Source organism: Micromonospora sp. NPDC051925 (assembly GCF_044548625.1).
Taxonomy (GTDB): domain Bacteria; phylum Actinomycetota; class Actinomycetes; order Mycobacteriales; family Micromonosporaceae; genus Micromonospora.
This window is the reverse complement of sequence record NZ_JBIUCH010000015.1, coordinates 14,577-40,977: the sequence shown is the minus strand read 5'-3', so window position 1 is coordinate 40,977 and position 26,401 is coordinate 14,577. Positions and strand designations below refer to the sequence as shown.

Genomic DNA, 26,401 nt, shown 5'->3' with positions numbered 1-26,401 from the left:
CGTAACCCGCCCGACGGACCACCGGCCAGCACCCGAACCGATGCAACCCCAACAGGCCGGCCGGCACGATGGGCTACGCGAGGATAACAGTCAGCAGTCACCACGGAAGCACCCGAATCAGCCTGCCGCGCGGAGTTCCGCGAGCACCGCTCCGGCCGTACGCCAGCCGCTGGCCAGGGCCCCCTGGATGGACGGGCTGTCCCGGTGGTCGCCGGCCACGAAGAGCCCGTCGCCGAGGGCCACCGGCTTGCGCAGCCGGCCCTGCGGCGGCGGGGCGGCGGGCAGGGCGTGCGGGATCGACACGGTGCTCAGGTGGGTCCAGTCCGCTGTGGAACGGCCGTACAGCCGGTCGAGTTCGGCCCGGATCACCGGCTCGGGCGGGGTGCCGGGGCCGACCACGGAGGTCGCCACCAGGTGCCGGCCGGCGGGGGCGTAGCTGGGGGCGGCCCGACTGACCACGACGGTGTTGGCGACGAGTTCCCGCCGGTCGCCGTCGACCAGCAGGATCGGCTCGTCCAGCGGCGCCTCGGGGGCGCTGTGGTAGTAGGTGGTGTAGCTGTGCGTGCGTACCCGGGCCAGGGTGGGCAGCAGCGTGGTGGCCGCCGTCGGGTCGACCGCGACCACGACGGCGCGGCAGCCGATCTCGCCGGCCCGGGTGCGGACCCGGCCGGGAGCGACCGAGTCGACCGGGGTGTTCCGGGCGATCAGGTCGGCGGGCAGCGGGGCGGCGACGGCCTGCGGCAGCGCCGCCATCCCCAGGGCGGGCAGGCCGATCCGGCCCCGGGCGAACGACCGCAGGACCATCGCCAGCACGTGGCTGGAGGTCTCCAACTCCCGGTCGATGAGCACGCCGGACAGGAACGGCCGGATCAGTTCCTCGACGATGGTGTCGGAGAGCCCGGCCCGGCGCAGGGCCGATTCGCTGGTGGTCTCCGGCGCGGCGAGCAGCCGGTGCGGCGGCAGGGTGGCGCAGCCGGTGGCGAGGGCGGCGAAGCGCAGCCGGTCGAGCAGCGAGCCGATCCCGGCGAGCGCGGTGGCCGGTGCGCCGCCGGGTTCGCGTACCGGATGGACCAGTCGTTCGAGCCGGTCACCCCGACGGACCAGGACCCCGGAGGTGAACCAGCCCAGGTCGAGGGTGCCCAGGTCGAGCAGGGTGCCGAGCCTCGGGTACGCGGTGTTGAGCACCTGGAAGCCCCGGTCGAGCAGGTACCCGTCGACGGCGTCGGTGGCGACCCGGCCGCCGAGCCGGTCGCCGGCCTCCACCAGCCGCCAGGGCACGCCGGCCCGGTGCAGCCGGCGGGCGGCGGCCAGCCCGGCGAGGCCGCCGCCGACGATCACCACGTCCGTTTCAGCGGGCACGTTCCACCTCCGCGTCGTCGCGCGCCGACCGGGACAGCCGGCTCGGCCACCAGACCTTGGGCCCGATGTCGTACGACAGCGCGGGCACCAGCAGCGAGCGGACCACGATGGTGTCCAGCAGTACGCCGACCGCGACCGCCACGCCCAACTCCACCAGCACCACCAGCGGCAGTACGGCCAGCGCGGAGAAGGTGGCGGCGAGCACGATGCCGGCGGAGGTGATCACCCCGCCGGTGACGGTGAGCCCGGCCAGCACCCCGGCCCGGGTGCCCCGCCGGAGCGATTCCTCGCGGACCCGGCTCATCAGGAAGATGTTGTAGTCGATGCCGAGGGCGACCAGGAAGACGAAGGCGAAGAGCGGGAAGGACGCGTCGACCCCGGGGAAGTCGAGCAGGTACCTGAAGATCAACGCACAGAGCCCGAGGGTGGCCAGGAACGACAGCACCACCGTCGCGATGAGCAGCACCGGCGCGACCAACGCCCGCAACAGCAGGGCCAGGATGACCGCGATCACCACCAGGACGACCGGGATGATGACGTTGCGGTCCCGGGTGGACGCGTCGGAGGTGTCCACGTCGATCGCGGTGAACCCGCCGACCACGGCGTCGGCGGCCGGCACCCGGTGCACCGCCTCGCGCAGGTCGCGGATGGTCTGCTCGGCCGCGCTGCTATCCGGGGGGTCGGTCAGCGTCGCCTCCAGCTGCACCCGTCCGTCGACGACCAGGGGTGGGGCGTTCGGGTCCGGCGGGCCGGTCTGGTCCCGCCGGGTCACCGGGCGGACGGCGGCCACCCCGGCGACGCCCTGTGCGACCTGGGCGACCTGCTCGGCGGTCTCCGCGCGGGTGAAGATGGTCGCCGGGCTGCCGGTGCCGGCCGGGTAGTGCCGGGCGATCACCTCCTGCCCGGCGACCGAGTCGGTGCGGTTGGTGAACAGCTCGGACTGGCCGAGGGTGGTGGCGCCGAGCTGGGTGAGGCCGAGGGTGAGCAGGGCCAGCACCACGGCGGTGGTCAGCCAGACCACCCGGGCCCGGCGGGCGACGAAGCGGGCGATCCGGGCCCACAGCCCGTGTTCGGCCTGCGGGTCCGCCAGGTCGACCCTGGGGGTACGCGGCCAGAACGCCCGCCGGCCGCCGAGCATCAGCAGGGCGGGCAGGAAGGTCAGCATCACCAGCAGGGTGGCGGCGATGCCGATGGCGGCCACCGGCCCGAGCGCCCGGTTGGAGTTCAGGCTGGACAGCAGCAGGCAGAGCAGGCTGACGATGACGGTGGCGCCGGAGGCGGCGATGGCCGGGGCGGCACCGCGCCAGGCGGCGCGCATGGCGTCCCAGGGCCGCTCGTGCCGGTGCAGTTCCTCCCGGTAGCGGGCGATCAGCAGCAGCGCGTAGTCGGTGCCGGCACCGAAGACGAGCACGGTGAGGATGCCCTGCGCCTGCCCGTTCAGCTTGATCACGTCGTCCTTCGCCAGGTAGTAGACGAAGACCGACGCCAACGAGTACGACATCCCCGCCGCCAGCAGCGGGAAGATCCAGAGCACCGGGCTGCGGTAGACGATCAACAGGATGATCAGCACCACCACCAGGGTGACCAGCAGCAGTGGCCCGTCGATCGCGGAGAAGACCTCGATCAGGTCGGCGAGCAGACCGGCCGGGCCGGCGACGTCCACGGTGAGACCGTCGCGGTCGCCCCCCGCGATGGTCCGCAGCTCGTCGACCACCTGGCCGATCTGCTCCCCTTCGGAGTCGTCGATCGGCACCACCACCTGGAGGGCCTGGCCGTCCTGGCTGGCGATCGGCGGGGCCAGCGGCCCGACCACCCCTTTGACCTGGGCGAACCGGGCACTGTCGGCGGCGATGCGCTGCTTGTCGGCCGCGGTGATCCCCGTATTGCGCGCGTAGACCACCAGGGCCGGGGTGGTCGGCTGCGCGACGAAGCCGGCGGCCAGATCCTGGGCCTGGGTCGCCTCGGAGTCGGCGGGCAGGAAGGAGGCGTTGTCGTTGGTCGCGACGTCACTCAGCTTGCCGGCGTACGGCCCGGCGATCCCGCCGACGACCAGCCAGGCCAGGATGACCGCCAGGGCGATCAGCGTGGCCCCCGCACCCCGGCCCCGTCCACCGGCCATCTTCCGGCCCCACCCCTCAATCGATGCACCAATCGACGCAGCAGGAGCCTAAGTCGACAACTGTCATCTTGCCGCCCGAGTACGCCCTGCGGAGCCGAAACCGCCCATACGTCCTTGAGCCCGCCGTCACCCCGACCGAACAGGCCCTTCCACCTCCTCAGGAGCCGCCGAGCACCTTCCGGGTGGTCGCGGCGACCGTCGCGCGGTAGCCACCCACCAATGCCACCCGTCCGGCCCCGCCGCCCACCCTCACCCTGCCGCCACCCACCTGCACGCCGCCACCCACCTGTTCGTCACGCCACCGCCCCCCCTGCCGCCACCGCCCCACCCTTCGCCCCACCCTGCCGCCACCGCCCCCCTCTCGCCCCACCCTGCCGCCACCGCCCCCCTCTCGCCCCGCCCTGCCGCCACCGCCCCCCTCTCGCCTCACCGCCACCGCCACCGCCCCACTCTCGCCCCACCGCCACCGCCCCACTCTCGCCCCACCGCGGCGTAGAGCGTCGCGCTCGCCCCGCCGCTGACGCCGCCCCACTCCCCTGCCACCACCGCCGCCCTACTCGCCCCGCCACTACCCCGCCGCTAAATCCCACTCGCCCCGTCACTGCCCCTCTCGCCCCGCCGTGTCGCCGCTACCGCTGCCACTGCCCCACCCTGCCGTCCGCCGGGTTGCTGCCGCACTCGACCTCACAGTGCGGTTGCTGCCACCACCCCTCACCCTGGCTGCGCCACCCCTCACCCCGACCGCCACCCTCACACCCTGCCCGCCTCCTCTCTGCCGCGCCTCCACCCACGAGGACGCCGGCGCATCGCGGCCACTGTCGATCTGATGACGTAGACGATTCACCTTCGGTAAGGACGGATGACGCGGAAGACGGCCGCGAGAGCGACCAACGAGCTGCACGCCAAATCGCTCAGGGTTTGTGAAGACTTGTTGTCGCCCTAGCAGCAACAAGTCTTCACAAAGGAGCCCAAGCAGCAACAGCGCCGGCGACGAGCAGCAGCAGGCAACGCACAACGACGACGGGCAGCGGCGAGCAGCAACAGGCGACGCGCAACGACGACGACAACGACAACGACAACGACAACGGCAGCGGTGGCGGTGGCGGCAACGGCAACGGCAGCGGCAACGGCAGCGGCAGCGGCAGCGGTGGCGGTGGCGGTGGCGGTGGCAGCAGCAGGCGGCGACAGCGGCGGCAGGCAACGCACAACGACGGACGGCAGCGGCGGCAGGCGACGAGCAGGCAATCCACCCGTTCACCCAGTCGGAGGTACCGCCGGCGAGAAGCAGGCGACGAGCAGGCAGCAGTGTAAGGAGGACCGGAGACACAAGAACACCCGCCGGCAGGGCCGACGGGCGTAAGTTGAGGGCTGGGCTCCCCCGTTTGGACTCGAACCAAAAACCTGCCGGTTAACAGCCGGCTGCTCTGCCAATTGAGCTACGGGGGACTGCTTCGTCGCTTCGTACCGGATCTCTCCGGCGCTCGGCGACGGCACAAGAGTACAGGACTTCGGGGGGGTTCGGTCCAGGGGGTTACCGCATTCAACCCCTCCGCCGTGGCTCGGGGCGGCCGACGCCAACAATGCGGACAAATCGTCATCCCGACACCACCAGGTATGAGTGCGGAGCAGGATGGGTAGTTAGCTGTCGACAGACAATGTGGGGCGCGACGATGGTCGGTCCCGACCGGGAACAACCGGGCGGGAGCGGCGGGAGCGTCAGGTACGGAAGGAGCCGCCATGCGCGGAAAGATCATGTTTCTTGGCGGGCTGGCTGCGGGCTTCGTCCTGGGCGCCCGTGCCGGCCGGGAGAAGTACGAGGAGCTGGTCGTGCGGGGCCGCAAGGTGCTCGACCACCCGAGCGTCCAGGAGGCGGCCGGGGTCGCGCAGGCCCAGGCGACCCGCCTGTACAGCGAGGGCAAGGACAAGCTCGGCCAGTCCAAGCTCGGCGAGAAGCTCCACACCAGCAACGGCGGCAAGCCGGAGCTGACCAGGGCGGATGATGCCTTCGCGGGCACCCCGGCCACGGTCGGCGCCAAGTCGGGCGGCAGCCCGACCAGCTCGTCGGCCACCACCCCGAAGCCCAAGGCGCCGGGTACCGGCACCAACGGCAGCACCCTCTGATCGTCCGTACGTCGTCGGGCCGGTCGCCATGTGGCGACCGGCCCGACGGGTGTCTCAGTCCCGGCCGCTGCTGAACGCCGCGTCGAACGCCGCCGTCGGGGCGTCGAAGGCGAGTCGGCGGACGAACGCCAGCGCCTCCGGCGCACCGACCAGGCGGTCCATCCCGGCGTCCTCCCACTCGACGGAGATGGGCCCGGCGTACCCGATGGCGTTCAACGCCCGGAAGCAGTCCTCCCACGGCACGTCACCGTGCCCGGTGGAGACGAAGTCCCAACCGCGCCGCAGGTCCGCCCAGGGCAGGTGGGAGGCGAGCCGGCCGCGTCGCCCGTCCCCGGTACGCACCTTCGCGTCCTTGCAGTCGACGTGGTAGATCCGGTCGGCGAAGTCGAAGATGAAGTTCACCGGGTCCAGCTCCTGCCACACGAAGTGCGACGGGTCCCAGTTGAGCCCGAACGCGGGTCGATGGTCGATCGCCTCCAGGGTCCGCTTGGTGGTCCAGTAGTCGTAGGCGATCTCGCTGGGGTGCACCTCGTGGGCGAACCGCACCCCCACCTCGTCGAAGACGTCGAGGATCGGGTTCCACCGGTCGGCGAAGTCCTGGTAGCCGCGTTCGATCATCGCCGGCGGCACCGGGGGGAACATCGCCAGGGTGTGCCAGATGGACGAGCCGGTGAAGCCGACCACCGTGTCCACACCGAGCTTCGCCGCCGCCCGGGCGGTGTCCTTGATCTCCTCGGCGGCCCGCTGGCGTACCCCCTCGGGTTCGCCGTCGCCCCAGATCCGGGCGGGCAGGATGTCCTGGTGCCGCTCGTCGATCGGGTGGTCGCAGACGGCCTGGCCCACCAGGTGGTTCGAGATCGTGAAGACCTTCAGGTTGTGCTTGGCCAGCGTCTCCCGCTTGCGCTCGACGTACGAGTCGTCGGCGAGCGCCTTGTCGACCTCGAAGTGGTCGCCCCAGCAGGCGATCTCCAGCCCGTCGTAGCCCCATTCGGAGGCGAGCCGGCAGACCTCGTCGAACGGCAGATCGGCCCATTGGCCGGTGAAGAGCGTGATCGGTCGCGCCATCGTCTGTTTCTCCCCTGTTGTGGTGGGGATTCCTGAGCGGACCAGGGCGAGGGTGACCGGGCCGGGCCGGTACGTCGACGGCCGTGACGGGTCACCGGTGGGCGCGGAAGCGCCTGGGCCCAACGGGTTGCGCCTCCCGTCGGGTCACCGGCCACCACAAGGTCGCCGCTCACCACTCTAGGCCCGGCCGACCGGACGCGAAAGAGGACCGCGTCTGCGACCGGCCCCGGAGAAGGGTCGAGGACCGGACGCAGAACGGAAGCGCATCGACGACCGGCGGACCGCACGCGGAAGAGAGACCCACCCAGCGCCGGTGGACCCGGACGCGGAAGAGAATCGCAGGGCCGGGCGCGGAGATGACCACGCCCGACCCAGCGGGAAAGTGGCCGCCCGGCGGGAACAGGCCACGCCGGCCCGGCGAGGAAGGTAGCCGCACCCCGGCGTGAGGAGGAAAGCCCGATCGCCCGAGTCGCCGGTCAGGCGTCGCGGCGGCGCAGCAGGACCGCCGCCGCGCCGGCCAGGAGCGCCAGCCAGCCCACGAAGACGGCCAACCCCGCGCCCGGGGAGAGCAGGTCCGGGTTCGAGCCGATCGACATGAGCGCCTGCCCGGCGTTCGACGGGAGATAGGGCGAGACGGTGTCCGACCAACTGTCCGGCAGGAGCGAGGTGAGGCCGGGCACCACCAGCAGCAGGGCCACCACGCTGGTGATCCCGCCAGCGGTGTTGCGCAGCAGCGCCCCGAGGGTCAGCCCGAGCACCCCCACCCCGGCCAGGTAGCCGGCCGCGCCGAGGACCGCACGGAGCACCCCGTCTGCGCCGAGGGAGATGCCGTCGGCGCCGAGGATGTGCTGCCCGCCGAGGAAGGTGAGCAGCACGGTCGGCACCAGCGCCGCCAGCGAGACGCCGGTCAGCACGGCCACCTTCGCGCCGAGCACCGGCCAGCGCTTCGGCACGGCGGCCAGCGACGAGCGGATCATGCCGGTGCTGTACTCCCCCGCCACCAGCAACACGCCGAGGGTGCCGATGAGCAGCTGCGCCAGGTTGACCCCGCCGAGGCTGACCCCGAGCGGGTCCAGCAGGGACGGCCCCGGTCCGGACTGGGCCAGCCCGCCGGAGGTGGGCGGATTGTTCGCCAGCACGGCGGAGAACCCCAGGCCCAGACCGGCCAGGACGACCACGGTGGCAGCCAGCATGATCAGGGACGACCGGAGTGAACGGAACTTGATCCACTCCGCGTGGACCACCCGCCACCAGGTGACCCGGGCATCGGCGGGCACGGACGCCCGGGTGAGCGTGGCGCTGGTCATCGACTGCTCCTTCCGGCCGCCAGGGGTACGGCGGCAAGGGGTTCGGCGGGGTACTCGACGGCGTCCCGGGTCATCGTCATGAACGCCTCCTCCAGGGACGCCTCGACGGTGGCGAGTTCGTGCAGGGTCAGGCCGACCGTGGCGGCCAGGTCACCGATCTGCTCCCGGCTCAGGCCGGTCACCTCCAGCAGGCCGGGTTCCCCACCGGTCACCGTCACGTCCGGGCCGACGAGCAGGTCGCGCAGGACGCCGGCCTGCGGAGAGCGGACCCGTACGGTGGTCGAGGTGCCCTGCCGGGTGAACTCGGCGACGGAGATGTCGGCGATCAGCCGACCCCGGCCGACGACGATCAGGTGTTCGGCGGTCTGGGCCATCTCGCTCATCAGGTGTGAGCTGACGAAGACCGTCCGCCCCTCGGCGGCGAGCCCCTTCAACAGCTCGCGGATCCACCGGATGCCCTCCGGGTCGAGGCCGTTGACCGGCTCGTCGAGCATCACCACCCTGGGGTCGCCGAGCAGCGCGGCGGCGATGCCGAGCCGCTGACCCATGCCGAGGGAGAAGCCGCCGGCCCGCTTGCCGGCCACCTCGTGCAGGCCGACCAGGTCGATCACCTCGTCGACCCGTCGTCGACCGATCCCGGTGGTGGCCGCCATCGCCAGCAGGTGGTTGCGGGCGGACCTGCCGGTGTGTACCGCCTTCGCCTCGAGCAGCGCGCCGATCTCGCGCAGCGGGGCGGGGTGGTCGGCGTAGCGGCGGCCGTTGACGGTGACAGTGCCGGTGGTCGGGGCGTCCAGACCGAGGATCATCCGCATCGTGGTGGACTTGCCGGCGCCGTTGGGGCCGAGGAAGCCGGTGACGATCCCGGGCCTGACCTGGAAGGTCAGGGAGTCGACGGCAACCTTGTCGCCGTATCGTTTGCTGAGGTCGGTCACATCGATCATGCGACCAACGATGGCGCGGATACCGGGTCGTGACGTCGGCCGTCGGCAGACACCTGCGCGTACCCCCGTGGTGGTAGCCGACGGCCCCGGCTACCGCAGCGGGCGCACCGGCCGAGAGGCCGACGGACCGGGAGCCCACCGACCGGGGCCGGCGGACCGGGGGCTCAGGAGGCCGGCGGGTCCGCGACCCGCACCAGCCCACTCTGGTACGCGAGCACGACGAGTTGCGCGCGGTCCCGCGCGCCGAGCTTGGTCATGGCCCGGTTGACGTGGGTCTTCGCGGTCAACGGTGAGACCACCAGGTGGGCGGCGATCTGCTCGTTGGACAACCCGCCGGCGACCAGGGCGACCACCTCCCGCTCCCGGTCGGTGAGCACCCGCAGCCGCACCGGATCGGCCCGTGGGTCGGGCTGCGGCTGGGACAGGAACCGGGCGATCAGCCCCCGGGTCGCCTTCGGCGACAACAGCGCCTCGCCGGCCGCGACGGTCCGGATCGCGTCCAACAGCTCGGCCGGCTCCACCCCCTTGCCGAGGAACCCGCTCGCCCCGGCCCGGAGTGCCTCGAAGACGTACTCGTCCACCTCGAAGGTGGTCAGGATCAGCACCCGTACGCCGGCCAGGTCGGCCTCGCCGCTGATCTCCCGGGTGGCGGCCAGGCCGTCCAGCACGGGCATCCGGATGTCCATCAGCACCACGTCGGGCCGGGTCTCCCGGGCCAGGTCGACGGCCTCCCTGCCGGTGGCCGCCTCACCGACCACGGTCAGGTCCGCAGCGGATTCGACAAGCACCCGGAACCCGGCCCGCAGCAGCTTCTGGTCGTCGGCCAGCAGTACCCGGATCGTCACTCGGCCACCTCCTCCGGGGCGGGCAGTTCGGCGCGAACCTGCCAGCCGCCGCCCGGACGGGGGCCGGCGGAGAAGGTGCCGCCGACCGTCTCGGCCCGCTCCCGCATCCCGACCAGCCCGAGCCCGGTGCCCGCCGCACCGGGCGTTCCGCCGCTGGCCCCGCCGGCTGTCGTGGCGGGCCGCCCGGCCGGTCCGCTCTCCCGGTCACCGCTCGCCGGGCTGCCCTCCGGGCGGGGGTTCCCGTCGTCGCGTACCTCGATGGTGACGCCGGCCGGGTCGTAGCGCAGGCGGACGGCGACGGCCGCCCGGGGGGCGTGCCGGTACGCGTTGGTCAGCGACTCCTGGACGATCCGGTACGCGGCGACATCCACGGCGGTGGGCAGCGGTCGGGGCTGCCCGGCGACAGTCCAGCGCACCGGCTGACCGGTGCTGAAGCCCTCGACCAGCGCATCGAGGCGGTTCAGGCTGGGGACCGGCTCGGTGGGCACGTCGCTGTCCCCGGCACCGCGCAGCACCCCGAGCAGGGTGGCCAATTCGTCGAGGACGGTCCGGCTGGCGGCGCGGACGTGCCCGAGCGCCTCCTGGGCCGCTTCGGGCTGGCCGGACAGCAGGTGGCCGGCCACCCCGGCCTGCACGTTGATCAGGGCGATGTGGTGGGCCACCACGTCGTGCAACTCCCGGGCGATGCGCAGCCGCTCCTCCGCCACCCGGCGCAGCGCCTCCTCCTCACGGGTCTGTTCGGCGCGACGGGCCCGCTCCTCCAGGACCGCCACGTATGCCCGCCGGCTGCGTACCGCGTCGCCACCGGCCACCGCGAAGCCGAACCAGAGCAGCAGCACCACGATCTCCGGCCGTACCCAGGAGATGCCGACCACGAACACCGCGGCGGCGCCGATGGCGAGCGCCGCGCCGGTCCCGGTCACCCAGGCGGTCCGCCGATCGGTCCGGTTCGCCACCGTGTACGCGGCGATGGCCACGATGATCATGAAGGGAGCGCGGGCGGCGCCGAGCAGCAGGGCGGCCACCACCAGCACGGTGACCGTGCCGAGCACCGCCAGTGGGTGGCGGCGACGCAGCGCCAGGGCACCGCAGCAGGCCAGGGCGAAGAGCACCGTGCCGACACCGAGCGGGGCGCGGGGCGGGCCGCCTGGCGGGTTCACCGGCAGCAGGCTGACCACGAGGAGCAGCACGGCCAGCAGTACGTCGGCAGCCATCGGGTGCCCCCGTACGGCCCGCCGCCACTGCGCAAGGCGTCCCATCCCGCCAAGGTACGGCAGCCCCCACCCACCCCACCCCCACCCACCCCACCCACCCACCCACCCACCCACCCCGCCCGTTCGACGGTGATCAAGAGGTTTACGTCACGGCGGACGGCCCACCTGACGCAAACCTCTTGATCACCGGGGCGAACTAGGGGGAGGGGGAGGTTAGGGGAGGGTCCACTTTTGGTTGGGGGCGGAGGAGCTGCAGGTCCATAGGAGGACGGGGGTGCTGTCGGCGGAGTTGTTGCCGGTGACGTCGAGGCACTTGCCGGAGGCGGGGTTGCGCAGGGTGCCGTCGGACTGGGCGGACCAGTTCTGCGGGGTGCCACCGGTGCAGGTCCAGAGCTGGATCTTCGTACCGTTGGCGGTGCCACCGCCGGAGACGTCCAGGCACTTGCCCAGCGCCTTGATGGTGCTGTTCGGGGTCACCGTCCAGGTCTGGCCGGCACCGCCGTTGCAGGTGTAGATCTGGATCTGGGTGCCGTCGGCGGTGGCCGCGCCCCGCACGTCCAGACACTTGCCGGCCAGGCCCCGGATCGGGCCGGTGCCGGTGCTCGGGGTGCCGCCCAGTTCCTTGATCCGGATGTTGCGGAACGAGACGTCGTCACCGGTGCCGTGGTTCTGGATGCCGATGTGGCCGGCGAGCGAGCGGACCGGGTCGGTGTTGGTGAAGTCATTGATCTTCACCCCGTTGAGCAGGACCTGGAGCCGTTCCCCCTCGACCAGCAGCTCGTAGGTGTTCCACTCCCCCGGCGGGTTCAGCGCCGCGTCCCGGGCGGCCTGGTCGGCGGCCTTGAACGAGTAGATCGAGCCGGTGGTCCGGTCGGCGGTGTCGGTGGCGTCGATCTGCACCTCGTAGCCGTTGTCCATCGCCGAGTTCGGGTCGCTCGACGGCGGGAAGCCGATCAGGACGCCGGAATTGTCGTCCCCGTCCATCTTCCAGTCCAGCTTGAGCGAGTAGTTGGTGAACTGCTTGGTGCTGTACCAGAGCATGCCCAGCCCGCCGACGGAGCTGAGGGTGGCGTTGGAGTTGGTGAAGCTCCCCGGCCCGGCCTGCGACCAGCCGTTGGTGGACCCGTTGTAGAGCGCGGTGTAGCCGGTCTCCGGCCGGCAGTCGGCCTTCGTCCGACCGGCCGCGTACCGGATGCCGCCGAGCAGGTGGGACCGGAAGGCCGGCTCGGAGTACGCCGACTGGTTGTGGCCGCCGCCGGTGTAGAACGACCGCCCACCGCTGTACGTCTTGCACCAGACGTGCGGGTGGTCGGCCCCCATCCCGCCCCCCGAGTACGACGACTCGTCGAGGTTGGCCAGCACGTGCGCGGTGGAGCGGGCGTTGGTGCGGTAGTTGTACCACTCGTCGGTGCGCTGCCAGGTCTGGCCGAGGTGGGCGGTGGCCGCGTGCGCCCGGTCCTCCACCCGTACGGTGGCCTGCTGGATCGCCGGGTGGGAGGCGAACCACGCCCCGACCAGGTTGCCGTAGAACGGCCAGTCGTACTCGGTGTCGGCGGCGGAGTGCACGCCGACGTACCCGCCACCGGCGCCGATGTACGACTCGAAGGCGGTCTGCTGGCTGGCGTTGAGCACGTCGCCGGTGGTGTTGAGGAAGACCACCGCCTCGTACTTGGCGAGGTTGGCGGTGGTGAACTGGGCGCCGTCCTCGGTGGCGGTGACGGTGAAGTTGTTGGCCGCGCCCAGGTCGCGGATGGCCTGGGTGCCGACCGCGATGGAGTCGTGCCGGAACCCGGTGGTCTTGGAGAAGACGAGCACGTCGTAGGCGGCGTCGGCGGCGGATGCCGGGGTGGCCGGGGTGGTGCAGGCGAGGACGGCGAGGACGGCGGTGGCCGCGCCGAGGACGGGTCGGAGGAGTCTCATGTGTGCTCCAGTACGCCGGGGGCGCGGGACCGGACGGGCCGGTCCCGCGCCCGTCAGGTCAGGGCAGGGTCCACTTCTGGTTGGCGGCGGCGCTACAGGTCCACAGCAGGACCGCGGTGCCGTCGGCGGAGTTGTTGCCGGTGACGTCGAGGCACTTGCCGGAGGCGGGGTTGCGCAGGGTGCCGTCGGACTGGGCCGTCCAGTTCTGCGGGGTGCCACCGGTGCAGGTCCAGAGCTGGATCTTCGTGCCATCGGCGGTGCCGCCGCCGTTGACGTCCAGGCACTTGCCCAGCGCCTTGATGGTGCTGTTCGGCGTCACCGTCCAGCTCTGGCTGGTACCGCCGTTGCAGGTGTAGATCTGGATCTGGGTGCCGTCGGCGGTGGCGCCGTTGCGTACGTCGAGACACTTGCCGGCCAGGCCCCGGATCGGGCCGGTACGGGTCGTCACGGTGCCGCTGTTCAGGTTGAACGCGTCCACGTCGTAGAGCACCCCGGTGCCACCGGCGAAGGTCAGGTAGAGCGTGGTGGTGCCGGCGGGAGCACCGGACACCGTGCCGGTGATCGTGGTGAAGACGTCCCAACCGCCGGTGACCGGAACGGTGGCCTGCCCGAGCACGGTGCCGGTGGGTGAGCCGGCACGGAGTTGGAGGGTGCCGCCGGCCCCGGCCGAGGAGACCCGGGCGCTGAACGAGGTGACGGTGCCCAACTGGTACGGCGTGAACCCGATCCAGTCCCCGTTCTCGATGTTGCCGACGGTCTTCCCGCCCTCGGCGGGGCTCTTGTCGAAGGTGTCGACGCCGGACGAGGTCTTGAAGTGCTCGGCCTGCCGGTGCCGGGGCTGGAGGGTGTGCTGGGTGTGGGTGGTGAGCCCGCCGGCGTCGGTGTACTCGGCGTCGAAGATGGCGAAGATGTTCGCCGCCTCGTCGTGCTCGCCGTCGACCGGGATGGTGATCGAGCCGGAGCAGCCGTTGACCGAGGTGATCTGGTGGCCGTGCTGGTCGTGGCCGAGCACGTAGGTCATCTTGACCTTGGTGCAGTCGACCGTGCCGTCCTCGGGGTCGGTGACGGTGATGCTGAACGGCACGGTGTCACCGAAGGAGAACAGCGAGCCGTCTCCCGGGCTGTTGATCGTGACCGTCGGGGCGGTGTTGCCGACATTGACCGTGACGCTGGTGGTTCCCGTCGCCCCCTGCGGATCCCGCACGGTGAGCGTCGCGGTGTACGCGCCGTCCGCGGTGTACGTCTTCGTCGGGTTGGCCGCCGGGGAGGTGGTGCCGTCGCCGAACGCCCACGAGTAGGTGAGCGTCCCGCCCTCGGGGTCGGCGGATCCGGCCGAGGAGAAGTTCACGGTCAGCGGCGCGGGCCCGGAGGTCCGGTCGGCGCTCGCGCGGGCGGCCGGCGCCCGGTTGCCGACGCCGACGTAGTCGAAGCGGTACAGCGCCGAGTTGGCGTCACCGTTGTAGTAGCCGGTGCCGTAGTCGAGCAGGTAGTACGCCCCGTCGGGGCCGAAGGCGGAGTCCATCACCTGCTTGCCCACCCAGGGGAAGCTGTCGATGGTGCCGGGCGACCCGTCGGTGTTGAGGTGGATCGGCTTGATCCAGCCCCGGCCGAACTCGGTGGCGAAGAACTGCCCGTCGAAGGACTGCGGGAACTTCGTCGCCGAGGGGTTGTTGGGGTCGTACCGGTAGACCGGGCCGGCCGCCGGGGACTCGGAGCCGGTGCCGAACGCGGCCGGGCTGCCGGCGTCACCGCCGTACCTGATCCAGGCGGCCTTGGCCGGCGGGAGGGTGCCCTGGCCGGTGTTGCGGAACGAGTTGTTGGTCGGCCCGCCGGTGCAGTTGAACTTGGGCCCGGTGGAGTTGCTGTTGAAGTCCCACTCGTTGTACGTCTCGGTGGTGGTGTTGGTGCCGGTGCAGTACGGCCAGCCGTAGTTGCCCGGGCCGGTGACCCGGTTGAACTCGACCTGGCCGGCGGGCCCCCGGTTGGAGTTGGTGCTGCCGGCGTCCGGCCCGTAGTCGCCGACGTAGACGATGCCGGTGGCCTTGTCGACGCTGATCCGGAACGGGTTGCGGAAACCCATCGCGTAGATCTCCGGACGGGTCTTCGCGGTGCCGGGGGCGAACAGGTTCCCACTCGGGATCGAGTACGACCCGTCCGCGTTCACCTTGATCCGCAGAAGCTTGCCGCGCAGGTCGTTGGTGTTGCCGGCGCTGCGCTGGGCGTCGTACGCCGGGTTGCGGTTGGTGCGCTCGTCCAGCGGCGAGTAGCCGGCGGAGTCGAAGGGGTTGGAGTCGTCACCGGTGGACAGGTAGAGATTCCCGGCGGCGTCGAAGTCGATGTCGCTGCCGACGTGGCAGCAGATGCCCCGGTCGGTCCCGACGTCCAGCACGTCGACCTTGCTGGCCTGGTTGAGGGTGAAGTCGGCGTTCAGGGTGAAGCGGGACAGCCGGTTCACGCCCTGCCAGGCGGACCAGTTGGTGCCGGTGGCGGGCGCGTCGCCGCCGGGGGTGGACAGCGGCGGCGCGTAGTAGAGGTAGATGAACCGGTTGGTGGCGAAGTTCGGGTCGACCCCGAGGCTCTGCAACCCCTCCTCGTCGTGGGTGTAGACGGGGATCGTGCCGACCACCCGGGTCACGCCGGCGGAGTCGGTGCGACGCACCGTGCCGTTGCGGGCGGTGTGCAGCACGGAACGGTCCGGCAGCACGGCGAGCGACATCGGCTCGCCCATCTCGCCGACGCCCCGGGCCAGTTCGACCTGCTGGAAGTCGCTCGCGTTGACGGTGTGCGCGGAGGCCGGGGTGGGACCACCGAGGCTGGCCGGACCGGTGGTGGCGGTGACCGTGCCGGCCGTCACGGCCAGGAGCAACGCGGCGGCTGAGGAGAGCCATCGTCGGGGACGGTAGGTCAATGAGTCCTTTGTGGACATTAAGGGGCTGTCCCTTCCTGACGGATCACGGTCAGGGCGGGACGCGCTCCGCCGCGCCGGATGCCGGGTGGTGGGGTGGGTGGTGGGGGTGGAGGTATGGCAGGGTCGGCCGGGTGCCGGTCGACCGACCCTGACCCTCGGCCGGGCGTGAGCCGCCCGACGGAAGGTCACTCGTCGATGGATTACCGCGCCGCCAGTTCACCTCGACGAAACATGCTCGTGATGCAGGAACATTAACCCCTATCAATATTCCTGTCCATACCTTCTGCCGGACCATTGCCAACTTCCGCTCATCGAACGAAAAGTCCCCCACCCGGCGGCGGGACCGGGCCGAACAGCGACGACGGGACCGGGCCGGACAGCAGCGCCGGGCCGGACCGGACAGCAGCAGTGACCGGGCCGGACCGGACCGGACAGCAGCAGTGACCGGGCCGGACCGGACCGGACAGCAGCAGTGACCGGGCCGGGCGGAACGGCAGCAGTGACCAGGGCGGACCGGACCGCAGCAACGCCGGGCCGGGGGCGGCTCAGAGTTGCCGGTGCACGGCCTGGTCAGCCAGGCCGGCCAGGGCGGTACGCGCCGGCTCCGCCAGCGGCACCTGGGCCAGGGCGACCCGCGCCGCTTCGGCGCGGACCCGGATCAGCCGCTCGATCTGCTCCCGTGCCCCGGTGGCCTCGATGATCGTCCGCAACTCGGCGGCGCCCTCCGCGTCCAGCTCGGGATTGCCGAACAGATCACGCAGCCGGGCGGCCTGGACCCGGTCGGCGGCGTCCCGGGCCAGCGCCATCATCACGGTCGGCTTGCCCTCCCGCAGATCGTCCAGGACGGACTTCCCGGTCACCACCGGGTCACCGAAGACGCCCAGCACGTCGTCGCGGAGCTGGAACGCGTCCCCCAACGGGTCACCGAAGTCGATGAGCGCGGCGATCAGCTCCGCCGGGGCACCGGCCAGCGCCGCGCCGATCTGCAACGGCCGGGTCACCGTGTACCGGGCCGCCTTCATCCGGATCACGGTGAGCGCGCTGGCCACCGAGCCGTCCCCGACCCCGGAGACCAGGTCCAGGTACTCCCCCGCGATCACCTCGGTGCGCATCCGGGCGAAGACCTGGTAACCCTGCCAGACCTGAGCGGAGGTCAACCCGCACTCGTGGAACATCTGGTCCGACCAGGCGGCACAGAGATCCCCGCAGAGCAGCGCGGTGTTCCGGCCGTAGGTCTCCGGGTCGCCGCGCCAGGCCGACTGGGTGTGCAGGTCGGCGAAGAGCCGGTGCACCGACGGGGCGCCCCGACGGTGGTCGCTGCCGTCCAGGATGTCGTCGTGGATCAGGGCGAACGCGTGGAACAGCTCCAACGCCGCCGCGGCCACCACGATCGGCCGGTCGTCCGCGCCCCCGGCCCCCCGCCAGCCCCAGTAGCAGAAGAGCGGACGCAGCCGTTTCCCACCGGCCAGCACGAACCGGTGCAGCGCGGTGAAGATGCCGCGCGGCGCGCCGTCCGGCCAGTCCGGGCCCTGCCGGTCGAGAAAGGCCACCAACTCGGCGTCGAACCGGGTCCGCAGCTCACTGGCATCGGTCGGGGCGGCGGTGACCGTCACCGCCGGTCCCCCGCACCCGGCGGACCGGTCGGGACCGAGGACGTCCCACCGACACCCGACTCCGTCGACACCGCATCCACAGCCGTCGACACCGCACCGGCAGCCGATCCCAGGCCGGCCAGGTCCAGCAGCAACGCCTTGACCTCGGTGGCGGCGAAGGTGTCCCGGGCGGCGGACGGGTCGGAGCAGAGCAGCACCGGGCCGTCCGCCGGGTCGGCCGGCAGCCGGCCGTGCGAACCGCGTACCGCCCGCGCCCCGGCGTCCAGGCCGACCACGCTCATCAGGTAGCGCATGCCGAGCTTCTTGCGGGCCAGGGCGACCCCCGCCCGCCGCTTCGCCGCACCCGGTCCGGCCGGGTCGAAGAACAGCTCCGCCGGGTCGTACCCGGGCTTTCGGTGGATCTCCACGTTGCGGGCGAAGTCCGGGGCGCGGTCGTCGTCCAGCCAGTAGTAGTAGGTGAACCACGAGTCCGGCTCGGCGACCAGCACCAGCTCACCGGCGCGCTCGTGGTCCAGCCCGGCCGCCGCCTTGCCCTCGGCGTCGAGCACCTCGGCCACCCCGGGCAGGGCGACGCAGAGCTTCGCCACCGCCGGCACGTCCGCCGGGTCCTTGACGTAGACGTGGGCGATCTGGTGGTCGGCGACGGCGAAGGCCCGGGACGTCCACGGGTCCAGGTACTCCATGCCGTCCTGGGTGTAGACCCGCAGCAGCCCCTCGGACCGCAGCAGCCGGTTGACGTCCACCGGGCGGGAGACGTCGGTGATGCCGTACTCGGAGAGCGCCACCACTGTCGCGTCGGCGGCCCGCGCGGCGTCCAGCAGCGGGGCGAGCACCGCGTCCAGCTCGGCCGCGGCGGCGGCGGCCCGGGGCGAGGACGGGCCGAATCGTTGCAGGTCGTAGTCGAGGTGCGGGACGTAGACCAGGGTCAGGTCGGGGGCCTGGTCGGCGAGGATCCGCTCGGCGGCCCGGCAGATCCACCGGGACGAGGGCAGCCCGGCGCCCGGCCCCCAGTAGGTGAACAGCGGGAAGGTGCCGAGCGCCTCGGTGAGCGTGTCGTGCAGCTCCGGCGGATCGGTCCAGCAGTCCGGCTCCTTGCGCCCGTCGGCGTAGTAGATCGGGCGGGGCGTGACGGTCCAGTTGACGTCCGCGCCCATCGCGTACCACCAGCAGACGTTGGCCACCGTGTAGCCGGGCTCGACCCGGCGGGCGGCCTGCCACAGCTTCTCCCCGCCGACCAGCGCGTGGTGCTGCCGCCACAGCAGCACCTCGCCGAGGTCGCGGAAGTACCAGCCGTTGCCGACGATGCCGTGCCCGGACGGCGGCTCACCGGTCAGCAGGGTGGCCTGCGCCGAGCAGGTCACCGCCGGCAGCACGGTACCCAGCTCGGCGGAGAACCCCTGCTCGGCGACGGCACGCAGGCGGGGCATGTGGGCCAGCAGCCGGGGGGTCAGCCCGACCACGTCCAGCACCACCAGCCGGCGGCTCATGCCGACACCTCGCTGCGCCGGGCGCGGCGGTGGCACACCACTGTGCCCGGTCGGTGGCGCTCGCTCATCGTCGTACTCCCAGGGTTGTCGGGACGGTTCGGCCGGCCGGGGTCAGGCCGTTGGCGGTTCGGCCGGCCGGGGTCAGGCCGAGGGTGACCAGTTCGTCGCGGGCGAAGGCCAGCTCGGCGGCGATGCCGGCGGCCAGCTCCGCATCGGTGCGCGGACGCCGCGCCGCCGGCAGCACCCCCCACGTGTACGTCTCGACGTCCAGGTGGTCGCAGCCGGCGGTCGCCCCGCCGAGCAACGCGGCCAGCGCGGCACGCAGCACCGGCAGGGTCGAGGTCAACGGCGGCTCGGGCGGGGCGTGCAGCGGCACGTGGTAGTGCACCCGCCACGCCCCGGGCAGCCGCGCGGCCAGCGCCGCGTCCAGGTCGTCGGCCGCGTACGCCGGATCGGCCGGATCGGCGGCGTGGGCGCAGCCGGCCGTCCGGGTCTGGTGCAGGAAGCGCGGCTCCACCCAGCGGCCCAGCGCCTCGGCGTCGGCGACCGGGTCGGCCGCCTCCAGGGCGGCGGAGACCTGCACCTTGACCACCGGCAGGCCGGCGGCGCGCAGCCGGGCCAGCGCTTCGACGGGCTCCTCCCAGGCGCAGGCGAGGTGGGCCAGGTCGAGACAGACCCCGAGCCGGTCCGGGTCGAGGCCGCTCAGCAGCGCGGCGGCCTGCCCGCTGCTCTCCACCACGCAGCCCGGTTCGGGCTCGAAGCCCACCCGCACCGGGCGGCCGGTGTCGCGTTCCACCTCGGCCAGTCCGGCGGTGAGCGCGGCGAGGCGACGGCGGGCGGTGTCGACGTGGGTCGCGTCCCAGGGCTGCCGCCAGGCCAGCGGCAGGGTGGAGATCGACCCCCGGGCGGCGTCGTCGGGGAGCAGGTCGGCCAGCACCCGGGCCAGGTCGAGGGTGTAGCGCAGCCGCTGCCCGGTGGTCCAGTCCGGGTGGTAGACCGCGCCCTTGACCACCGGGGCCTGGAAGGCCGCGTACGGGAAGCCGTTGAGGGTGACCACCTCCAGCCCCCGGTGGGTCAGCTCGGCACGCAGCCGGCGCCGGGCGGCCGGATCGGCGGCCAGCTCGGCGGCGACCGGGGCGGCCAGCCACAGCCCCAGGCCGAGCAGGTCCGTGCCGAGCGCCTCGCGCACCGGCACCGCGTACGTGTCGAGTTGGGTGAGGATGCCGGCGGTGTCCTCGGCGGGGTGCACGTTGGTGCAGTAGCCGAGGTGGACGGTGCTGCCGTCGGCGTGCCGCAGCCGCATCAGTCGCCGCCGCGCAGGATCGAGTTGCCGGCGAAGGTGCCGGCGGCCGGGGCGTCCAGGTCGGTCAGGTCGAGCCGCCCGGACTGCCCGTAGAACTCCACCGGGTTGCGCCAGAGCACCCGGTCGACGTCGTCGTCGGTGAACCCGGCGGCCAGCATCGCCTCCCCGGTGGCCCGGGTGAGCAGCGGGTCGGAGCGTCCCCAGTCGGCGGCCGAGTTGACAAGCATCCGCTCGGTCCCGTACGTCCGCAGCAGCTCCACCATCCGCGGCGGCGACATCTTGGTGTCCGGGTAGATGGAGAAGCCCAGCCAGCAGCCGCTGTCCCGGGCCAGCTTCACGGTCACCTCGTTGAGGTGGTCCAGGGCCACCCGGCCCGGGGCGATGCCGGACTCGGCGACCACCGCGAGGCTGCGTTCGACGCCGCGCGCCTTGTCCCGGTGCGGGGTGTGCACCAGCGCCGGCAGGTCGTGGTCGACGGCCAGGGCGAGCTGGGTGGCGAACGCCTCGTCCTCGGCCGGCGTCATGTCGTCGTAGCCGATCTCGCCGACCGCGACCACGGCGTCCTTCTCCAGGTAGCGGGGCAGCAGGTCGAGCACCGGCCGGCAACGCGGGTCGTTGGCCTCCTTCGGGTTCAGCGCCACGGTGGCGTGGTGCCGGACGCCGAACTGCCCGGCCCGGAACGGCTCCCAGCCGATCAGCGAGTCGAAGTAGTCGGCGAAGGAGGCGGCGCTGGTGCGCGGCTGCCCCAGCCAGAAGGCCGGCTCGACCACGGCGCGGACCCCGGCGGCGGCCATCCGCTCGTAGTCGTCGGTGGTCCGCGACGTCATGTGGATGTGCGGGTCGAAGATGCGCATTCACGCCTCCCTGATGGTGAGCCGGTCGAGCAGTGCGGTGGCGTCGGCGGGGAGTTGCCGGCCGGCGGCGTGCCGCTCCGCAGCGAGCGCGGCGAGCATCTCGGCCAGTTCCCCGTCGGCGCGGCTGTCCAGGTCGGCGACGGCGGCCAGCGGCACCCCGATGAAGACGCACTTGAGCACCGCCTGCCGCCAGGCGTCCGGCGCCAGGTGCCGGGCGTACGGGCCGAGCGCGGCGGCGACCAGCCGGGTGTCGTTGGTGCGGATCGCGTCGTGCAGCAGCGGCACCCCGGCCGCGCCGATCGGCAGCAGCGGCAGGGCCTTGAGCACCGCCCGTTTCTCGGCGGCGTCGCCGTACCGGTACAGCTCCTCGACCTGACCGGCGGCCCGGTCGGCGGGGATCGCGGCCAGCAGCAACGTCCGGGCCGCCTCGTCGGCGGTCCAGCCGGGGGCGGTGGGCAGTTCGTGCCGGCCGCACCGTCGGGCGGCGGCCGGGAAGTACCGCGCGACCGCGTCGGGCTCGGCCGCGACGCGGCGCAGCGCGGTCGCCAGCCAGTCAGGATCGGGTACGCCCTCCAGCGCGGCCCGCAGTCGTTCCGGTGTCATCCGTCTCCCCTCCCCAGGTACGGTCGGCGGTGGTCAGTCCACCCCGGTGGTGTGGTCGGCGCCGAGGCGCGCGGGTGGCCCGCCCGGGTCGAGGCCGGCGTGGTGGGCGGCGGTCCGCAGGAAGTCCAGCGACCGGGCCGCCACGGTGGGCGCGGCATGCGAGTGCCGGGGCAGTTCCACGGCGACCAACCCCCGGTAGCCGGCGTCGGCCAGGGCGCGCAGCACCGGCGGGAAGTCGATCTCGCCGGTGCCGAACTCCAGGTGCTCGTGCACACCCCGGCGCATGTCGTCGATCTGCACGTTGACCAGGTGCTCGGCCACCTGCTGCACGCAGTCCGGCACGGTCGACGACTCCAGGCACCGGCAGTGCCCGATGTCGAGGGTGATGCCGAAGCACCCCGGGTCACCGAGGGCCTGGCGCAACCACCGCCAGCCGGCGATGTCCTCGACCAGCATCCCCGGCTCCGGCTCGAAGCCCAGGGTCACCCCGGCCCGGTCGGCGGCAGCCACCACCGTGGCGCACCCGGCGACCAGCCGGTCCCGGGCGACGGCCGGGTCGACCTGGCCGGGACGGACCCCGGCCCAGAAGGAGACCGCCTCCGCGCCGAGGTCGGCACCGACGCGTACGGCCCGTTCCAGGAAGTCGATCCGGCGGGCGGCGTCGTCGTGCAACAGCGTCGGGGCGTGCTTGCGCCACGGGTCGAGCAGGTAGCGGGCACCGGTCTCCACCACCACGGCCAGGCCGAGCGCGGCCAGCCGGTGGGCCAACGCGTCGACCCGACGGGCCAGCCCCGGCGCGTACGGGTCGAGGTGGTCGTGGTCCAGGGTGAGCGCGATCCCCTCGTAGCCGAGGTCGGCCAGCACCGCCAGGGCGTCGTCGAGCCGGTGGTTGGCGAAGCCGTTGGTGCCGTAACCGAACCGCAGCCGGTGGGGGGTGGTCATGTCGGGGAGAGCTTCCGGGCCAGCCGGCCGCCCAGCGGCGCGGCGAGCGCGACCAGCGCACCGAGCAGGCCGGCGCCGGCCCGTGCGGTGAGCGCGCCCTGCAACGCGGGCAGCCCGGTGATCCCCGCGCCGACGGCCGCCCGGACCCGACCGGCGGTGGGCTCGGCCGCCACCCGGGCCTGCGCGCCGCCGTACCGGGCGACGTACCAGCCGGCCAACGCGACCGGCAGCGCGGTGGTGACGGTCGCGGCGGGTCGACGCAGCGCGGTGGGGATCGACCGGGCCGGTCGACGCGGGGCGCTGGTCGGCACGGTGTGCCGCAGGCCACTGGTCGGCGCGGTGTGCTGTGGGGTGGTGGTCCGCGCGGTGTGGCGGGGCAGGGTGGTGGCGGCCAGCGCGACCAGGGCGGTGCCGGCGAGAGTACGCCGGGGCAGGTCGGCGTCGGTGCCGGTCACCTCGCGCCGGGACAGGGCGGTGACCGTCCAGGTGTGCGCGGCGACGGTCAGCGCCGCCGGCAGCGCCCGGACCGGCCGGCCGGGCGACGCGCCGAGCAGCACGTCCAGCCCTCGGCAGGCGGCCATCACGGCGGGGCCGGCGGCGGTGTTCTTCGCCGCCAGGTCGTACCCCCAGATGGTGGCGGCGAGCGGGAGCGCGACGGCGGTGGCCCGTCGACCGCCCACGGCGGCGGCCAGGCCCAGGCCGGCGGCGGTGAGCCCGACGGCGACACCGGCGGCGACGGTCGGGGTGACCCGGCCGCTGGGGATCGGCCGCTCGGGGCGTTCCTCGGCGTCCAGCCCCCGGTCCGCCCAGTCGTTCGCGGCCATCCCGGCCCAATAGAGCAGCACCGACGCGCCGGCCAACCCGGCGGTACGCGGGCCGAGCACCCCGGCCGCCGCCGCCCCGGCCACCAGGTCCCCCGGTACGGAGAGCGCGGCCGGTGCCCGGACCAGCTCGGCCAGGTCGGCCAGGCTGGTCACCCGGCACCGCCGGCGTGCAGTTCCCGGGTGAAGCCGACCAGCCGTTGCCACTGCTCGCTGAGCGAGTGGGTGGGCGAGTCGATCGGGTCCTTGAAGAAGAACGCCAGCTCGGGCAGGGGCCCGACACGGCCGGCGGCGTGTGCGGCGGCGGTGAGTCGGGCCAGGTCGAGCACCAGCGGGGCGGCCAGCGCGGAGTCGCAACCGTGCCAGGTGAACTCCATCCGCATCCCGGTGCCGAGGAAGCCGGCGAAGGTGATCAGGTCCCAGGCGGTCTTGAAGTCGCCCAGGTCCTCGACGTAGTCGATCCGGGTGCCGCCCTGCGGCTCGTAGCCGAGCGTCTCGCCGAGAACCCGCTGCTTGCTGTCCACCTTGGCGGCGTTGGCGGCCGGTTCGGCCAGGGTCGCCCCGTCGCCGCCACCGAGCAGGTTGACCCCGGACCAGGACCGCACCGCCAGGTGACGCATCGCGAACATCGGGGCGAGCACCGACTTGACCAGGGTCTCCCCGGTCTTGCCGTCGTGCCCGGCGTACGGCAGGCCACGCTGGGCGGCCAACGCCGCGAGCGCCGGCAGGCGCAGTCCGGTGGACGGGGTGAAGTCGACGTACGGGCAGCCCGCCTCGACTGCCGCGTACGCGTACAGCGAGCTGGGCGGCAGCACCTCGTCCGGGCCGGCGAGCGCGGCCCGCAGGGCGTCCGGGTCGGCGTGGCCGGGGTGCGGCCCGGCGGCCGGCTCGGTGGCGGAGACGTTGACCACGACCACCCGGTCCAGCCGGTGCCGGTCGCGGAACGCGATCAGGTCGGCGGTGATGACGGCGGCCCGGTCGGCCTGGCTGCCGCCGGTCGGCGCGGGTCGCAGGTCGTCCTCGACGGCGGCCAGGTCGGCGGCGAGCGCGGTGGCCAGCCGGCCGGGCAGCACCCCGGCGTCGCCGAGCGCCTCGGCCCGCTTGGTCAGCGGGGTGGTGGCCACGTCGTGCCCGCCGAAGACCAGGTCGGCGAAGGCGGGCAGGGCGGGCCCCCGCAGGTCGGGCAGTTCGGTGACACAGCCGGTGGGGCCGGTGAGGCCGGCCCGCAGGGCGAGCCCCCCGACGATGCCGGTGGTCGCGACGGAACCGCGCGCTCCCACCAGCCAGACACCCGTACGCATGGTGCTCCTTCCGTCGGGTCGAACGTCCTCAGGTCGAGTCGGCGCGGGGTGGCCCCGCCCGCCCGGTCGTCCGGGATGGCACCGGGTACGGCGTCGACGTCGGCGGCGTCGACGCCGTATCCCGGCTCCCGCACGGCGTGCGGACGGGGCTGGCAGGCAGGGCCGGTTCGGCGTCTCGGCCCTGCCTCCCCGCATCCGGCCATTGGCGGCGGCGCGCCCTCGGCCGGACGAATGGTGGTGGCGGCCCGGGTTCCCGCAGGGGTACCCGGATCACCCGTTCTGGTGGTGCTGGCGGCCCTCCGGTGCGACCGGGGAATCCCGGTCCGGCCGCACCGGACGGCCATCGTGCGCATGCCCCCGGGCCGGTGGCCCGAGGCACGCCCTCCGCTGCCGACCCCGGCCCGGCCGCGGGGCGCAACCGCGGCCGGTCCCTCGCCGGTCGGCGGCGGAGGTGGCTGGTCAGACGGCGAGCACGGCCAGTGCCGGCTCGACGTCGGTCCACTGCGACCCGAGCTCCGCCGAGCGGGTCACCGCGTCCAGCACGAGCTGGACCTGCAACGCGTCGGCGAACGACGGGGTCGGGTCGGTGCCGGTGGCGACCGCCTCGACGAAATCGCGCATCTCGTGGGTGAAGGAGTGCTCGTAGCCGATGATGTGGCCCGGCGGCCACCACGCCGCCATGTACGGGTGCTCCGCCTCGGTGACCAGGATTCGGGTGAATCCCTGCTCGGTCGCCGGCCGGGAGGCGTCGTAGAACTCCAGTTCGTTGAGGCGTTCCAGGTCGAACACCACCGAACCGAGCGATCCGTTGATCTCCACCCGGAGGGCGTTCTTGCGGCCGGTGGCGAACCGGGTCGCCTCGTACGTGGCCAGTGAGCCCTCGTCGAGCCGGGCCACGAAGATCGCCGCGTCGTCGACGGTGACCGTGCCGGTCGCCGTCCCGCTGTCGTCGACCTCCGCGGCCAGGCCGCTCGATGCGCCCGGCAACGGACGCTCCTTGACGAACGTCTCGGTCACCGCACTGACCCCGGTGATCCGTTGGCCGGTCACGTGCTGGGTCAGATCGATGATGTGCGCCCCGATGTCGCCGAGGGCACCGGAGCCCGCCTTGTCCTTCTGCAACCTCCAGACCAGGGGGAACTGCGGATCGACGATCCAGTCCTGGAGGTACGTCGCGCGGACGTGCCGGATCGTCCCGAGCCGTCCATCGGCGACCATCTGTCGCATCAGGGCGACGGCGGGCACCCGGCGGTAGTTGAACCCGCACATGGAGCGGACTCCGGCGGCACCGGCGGTGGCCGCGGCGGCGGTCATCGCCCGCGCCTCGGCCACCGTGTTGGCCAGCGGCTTCTCGCAGATCACGTGCTTTCCGGCGGCAAGCGCGGCGAGCGCGATCTCGGCGTGGCTGTCCCCCGGTGTGCAGATGTCGATCACGTCGATGTCATCCGAGGCGACCAGGGCACGCCAGTCTGTGGTGTGCCCCTCCCAGCCGAGCCGGTCGGCCGCCTCGGCGACCTTCGCGGCGTCCCGGCCGCAGATCTTCGCCATCCGAACCCGGGCAGGCAGGTCGTACACCCGGTTCACGGTCCGCCACGCCTGTGAGTGCGCGGCGCCCATGAACGAGTAGCCGATCATGCCGACCCGTAGTTCGCTGTGGTGAGTGGACAAGGTGGGTCTC

The 26,401-nt window shown here is 73.0% G+C and carries 19 protein-coding genes and 1 tRNA gene; 1 reads left to right on the top strand and 19 read right to left on the bottom strand.

Annotation, left to right across the window (positions count from 1 at the left end; all coding sequences use genetic code 11):
- Positions 1-117: 117 nt before the first annotated feature.
- From ACIG87_RS20875 to ACIG87_RS20865, 3 genes are all read right to left on the bottom strand, one after another.
- Positions 118-1,359, bottom strand: a complete 1,242-nt coding sequence (locus ACIG87_RS20875; RefSeq protein WP_396852453.1) for an FAD-dependent oxidoreductase — start codon at positions 1,357-1,359, stop codon at positions 118-120.
- On the bottom strand, positions 1,349-3,478 hold the full coding sequence (locus ACIG87_RS20870; protein WP_396852451.1) for an MMPL family transporter: 2,130 nt from the start codon (positions 3,476-3,478) through the stop codon (positions 1,349-1,351). The genes ACIG87_RS20875 and ACIG87_RS20870 overlap by 11 nt, the downstream gene beginning before the upstream one ends.
- A gap of 1,373 nt (positions 3,479-4,851) precedes the next feature.
- Positions 4,852-4,924: transfer RNA gene (locus ACIG87_RS20865), tRNA-Asn, on the bottom strand.
- Positions 4,925-5,215: 291 nt separating this feature from the next.
- Here ACIG87_RS20865 and ACIG87_RS20860 point away from each other — a divergent pair.
- The gene (locus tag ACIG87_RS20860) at positions 5,216-5,599 is read left to right on the top strand and encodes a hypothetical protein (RefSeq protein WP_396852450.1); all 384 of its coding nucleotides are present in this window, start codon (positions 5,216-5,218) and stop codon (positions 5,597-5,599) included.
- A gap of 54 nt (positions 5,600-5,653) precedes the next feature.
- Here the strand turns inward: ACIG87_RS20860 and ACIG87_RS20855 are convergent, their stop codons facing one another.
- From ACIG87_RS20855 to ACIG87_RS20780, 16 genes are all read right to left on the bottom strand, one after another.
- On the bottom strand, positions 5,654-6,664 hold the full coding sequence (locus ACIG87_RS20855; RefSeq protein WP_396852449.1) for a sugar phosphate isomerase/epimerase family protein: 1,011 nt from the start codon (positions 6,662-6,664) through the stop codon (positions 5,654-5,656).
- Between the two features lie 476 nt (positions 6,665-7,140).
- Positions 7,141-7,971, bottom strand: coding sequence for an ABC transporter permease (locus tag ACIG87_RS20850; protein ID WP_396852448.1), 831 nt, complete (start codon positions 7,969-7,971; stop codon positions 7,141-7,143).
- Entirely contained in the window at positions 7,968-8,912 is a 945-nt protein-coding gene (locus ACIG87_RS20845) for an ABC transporter ATP-binding protein (protein WP_396852446.1), read from the bottom strand. The genes ACIG87_RS20850 and ACIG87_RS20845 overlap by 4 nt, the downstream gene beginning before the upstream one ends.
- A 164-nt stretch (positions 8,913-9,076) precedes the next feature.
- Positions 9,077-9,757, bottom strand: a complete 681-nt coding sequence (locus ACIG87_RS20840) for a response regulator (RefSeq protein WP_396852445.1) — start codon at positions 9,755-9,757, stop codon at positions 9,077-9,079.
- Positions 9,754-11,016, bottom strand: a complete 1,263-nt coding sequence (locus ACIG87_RS20835) for a sensor histidine kinase (protein WP_396852443.1) — start codon at positions 11,014-11,016, stop codon at positions 9,754-9,756. The genes ACIG87_RS20840 and ACIG87_RS20835 overlap by 4 nt, the downstream gene beginning before the upstream one ends.
- Positions 11,017-11,184: 168 nt before the next feature.
- Complete coding sequence (locus ACIG87_RS20830) at positions 11,185-12,891, bottom strand: ThuA domain-containing protein (protein ID WP_396852441.1); 1,707 nt, start codon at positions 12,889-12,891, stop codon at positions 11,185-11,187.
- Positions 12,892-12,949: 58 nt separating this feature from the next.
- Positions 12,950-15,817, bottom strand: a complete 2,868-nt coding sequence (locus tag ACIG87_RS20825; protein WP_396852439.1) for a lectin — start codon at positions 15,815-15,817, stop codon at positions 12,950-12,952.
- A gap of 527 nt (positions 15,818-16,344) precedes the next feature.
- Positions 16,345-17,412: a polyprenyl synthetase family protein gene (locus ACIG87_RS20820; RefSeq protein ID WP_396852438.1), complete on the bottom strand. Its 1,068-nt coding sequence runs from the start codon at positions 17,410-17,412 to the stop codon at positions 16,345-16,347.
- Complete coding sequence (locus tag ACIG87_RS20815) at positions 17,409-18,899, bottom strand: alkaline phosphatase family protein (protein WP_396852437.1); 1,491 nt, start codon at positions 18,897-18,899, stop codon at positions 17,409-17,411. Before ACIG87_RS20815 ends, ACIG87_RS20820 begins: the two co-directional genes overlap by 4 nt.
- A gap of 64 nt (positions 18,900-18,963) precedes the next feature.
- Positions 18,964-20,202 carry a metabolite traffic protein EboE gene (gene eboE, locus ACIG87_RS20810; RefSeq protein ID WP_396852435.1) on the bottom strand — a complete coding sequence of 413 codons (1,239 nt, stop codon included), beginning with the start codon at positions 20,200-20,202 and terminating at the stop codon, positions 18,964-18,966.
- Positions 20,202-21,056 (bottom strand): TatD family hydrolase, encoded by an 855-nt coding sequence (locus ACIG87_RS20805; RefSeq protein WP_357681958.1) that lies wholly within the window; start codon positions 21,054-21,056, stop codon positions 20,202-20,204. Before ACIG87_RS20805 ends, eboE begins: the two co-directional genes overlap by 1 nt.
- Positions 21,057-21,659: an EboA domain-containing protein gene (locus ACIG87_RS20800; protein WP_396852433.1), complete on the bottom strand. Its 603-nt coding sequence runs from the start codon at positions 21,657-21,659 to the stop codon at positions 21,057-21,059. It abuts the gene before it with no gap.
- Between the two features lie 33 nt (positions 21,660-21,692).
- Positions 21,693-22,601, bottom strand: a complete 909-nt coding sequence (locus tag ACIG87_RS20795) for a sugar phosphate isomerase/epimerase family protein (RefSeq protein ID WP_396852431.1) — start codon at positions 22,599-22,601, stop codon at positions 21,693-21,695.
- Positions 22,598-23,578, bottom strand: a complete 981-nt coding sequence (locus tag ACIG87_RS20790) for an SCO3242 family prenyltransferase (protein ID WP_396852430.1) — start codon at positions 23,576-23,578, stop codon at positions 22,598-22,600. Before ACIG87_RS20790 ends, ACIG87_RS20795 begins: the two co-directional genes overlap by 4 nt.
- Positions 23,575-24,723 carry an inositol-3-phosphate synthase gene (locus ACIG87_RS20785; protein ID WP_396852428.1) on the bottom strand — a complete coding sequence of 383 codons (1,149 nt, stop codon included), beginning with the start codon at positions 24,721-24,723 and terminating at the stop codon, positions 23,575-23,577. The genes ACIG87_RS20790 and ACIG87_RS20785 overlap by 4 nt, the downstream gene beginning before the upstream one ends.
- Before the next feature lie 459 nt (positions 24,724-25,182).
- Positions 25,183-26,391, bottom strand: coding sequence for a Gfo/Idh/MocA family protein (locus ACIG87_RS20780; RefSeq protein ID WP_396852426.1), 1,209 nt, complete (start codon positions 26,389-26,391; stop codon positions 25,183-25,185).
- Positions 26,392-26,401: the final 10 nt, after the last annotated feature.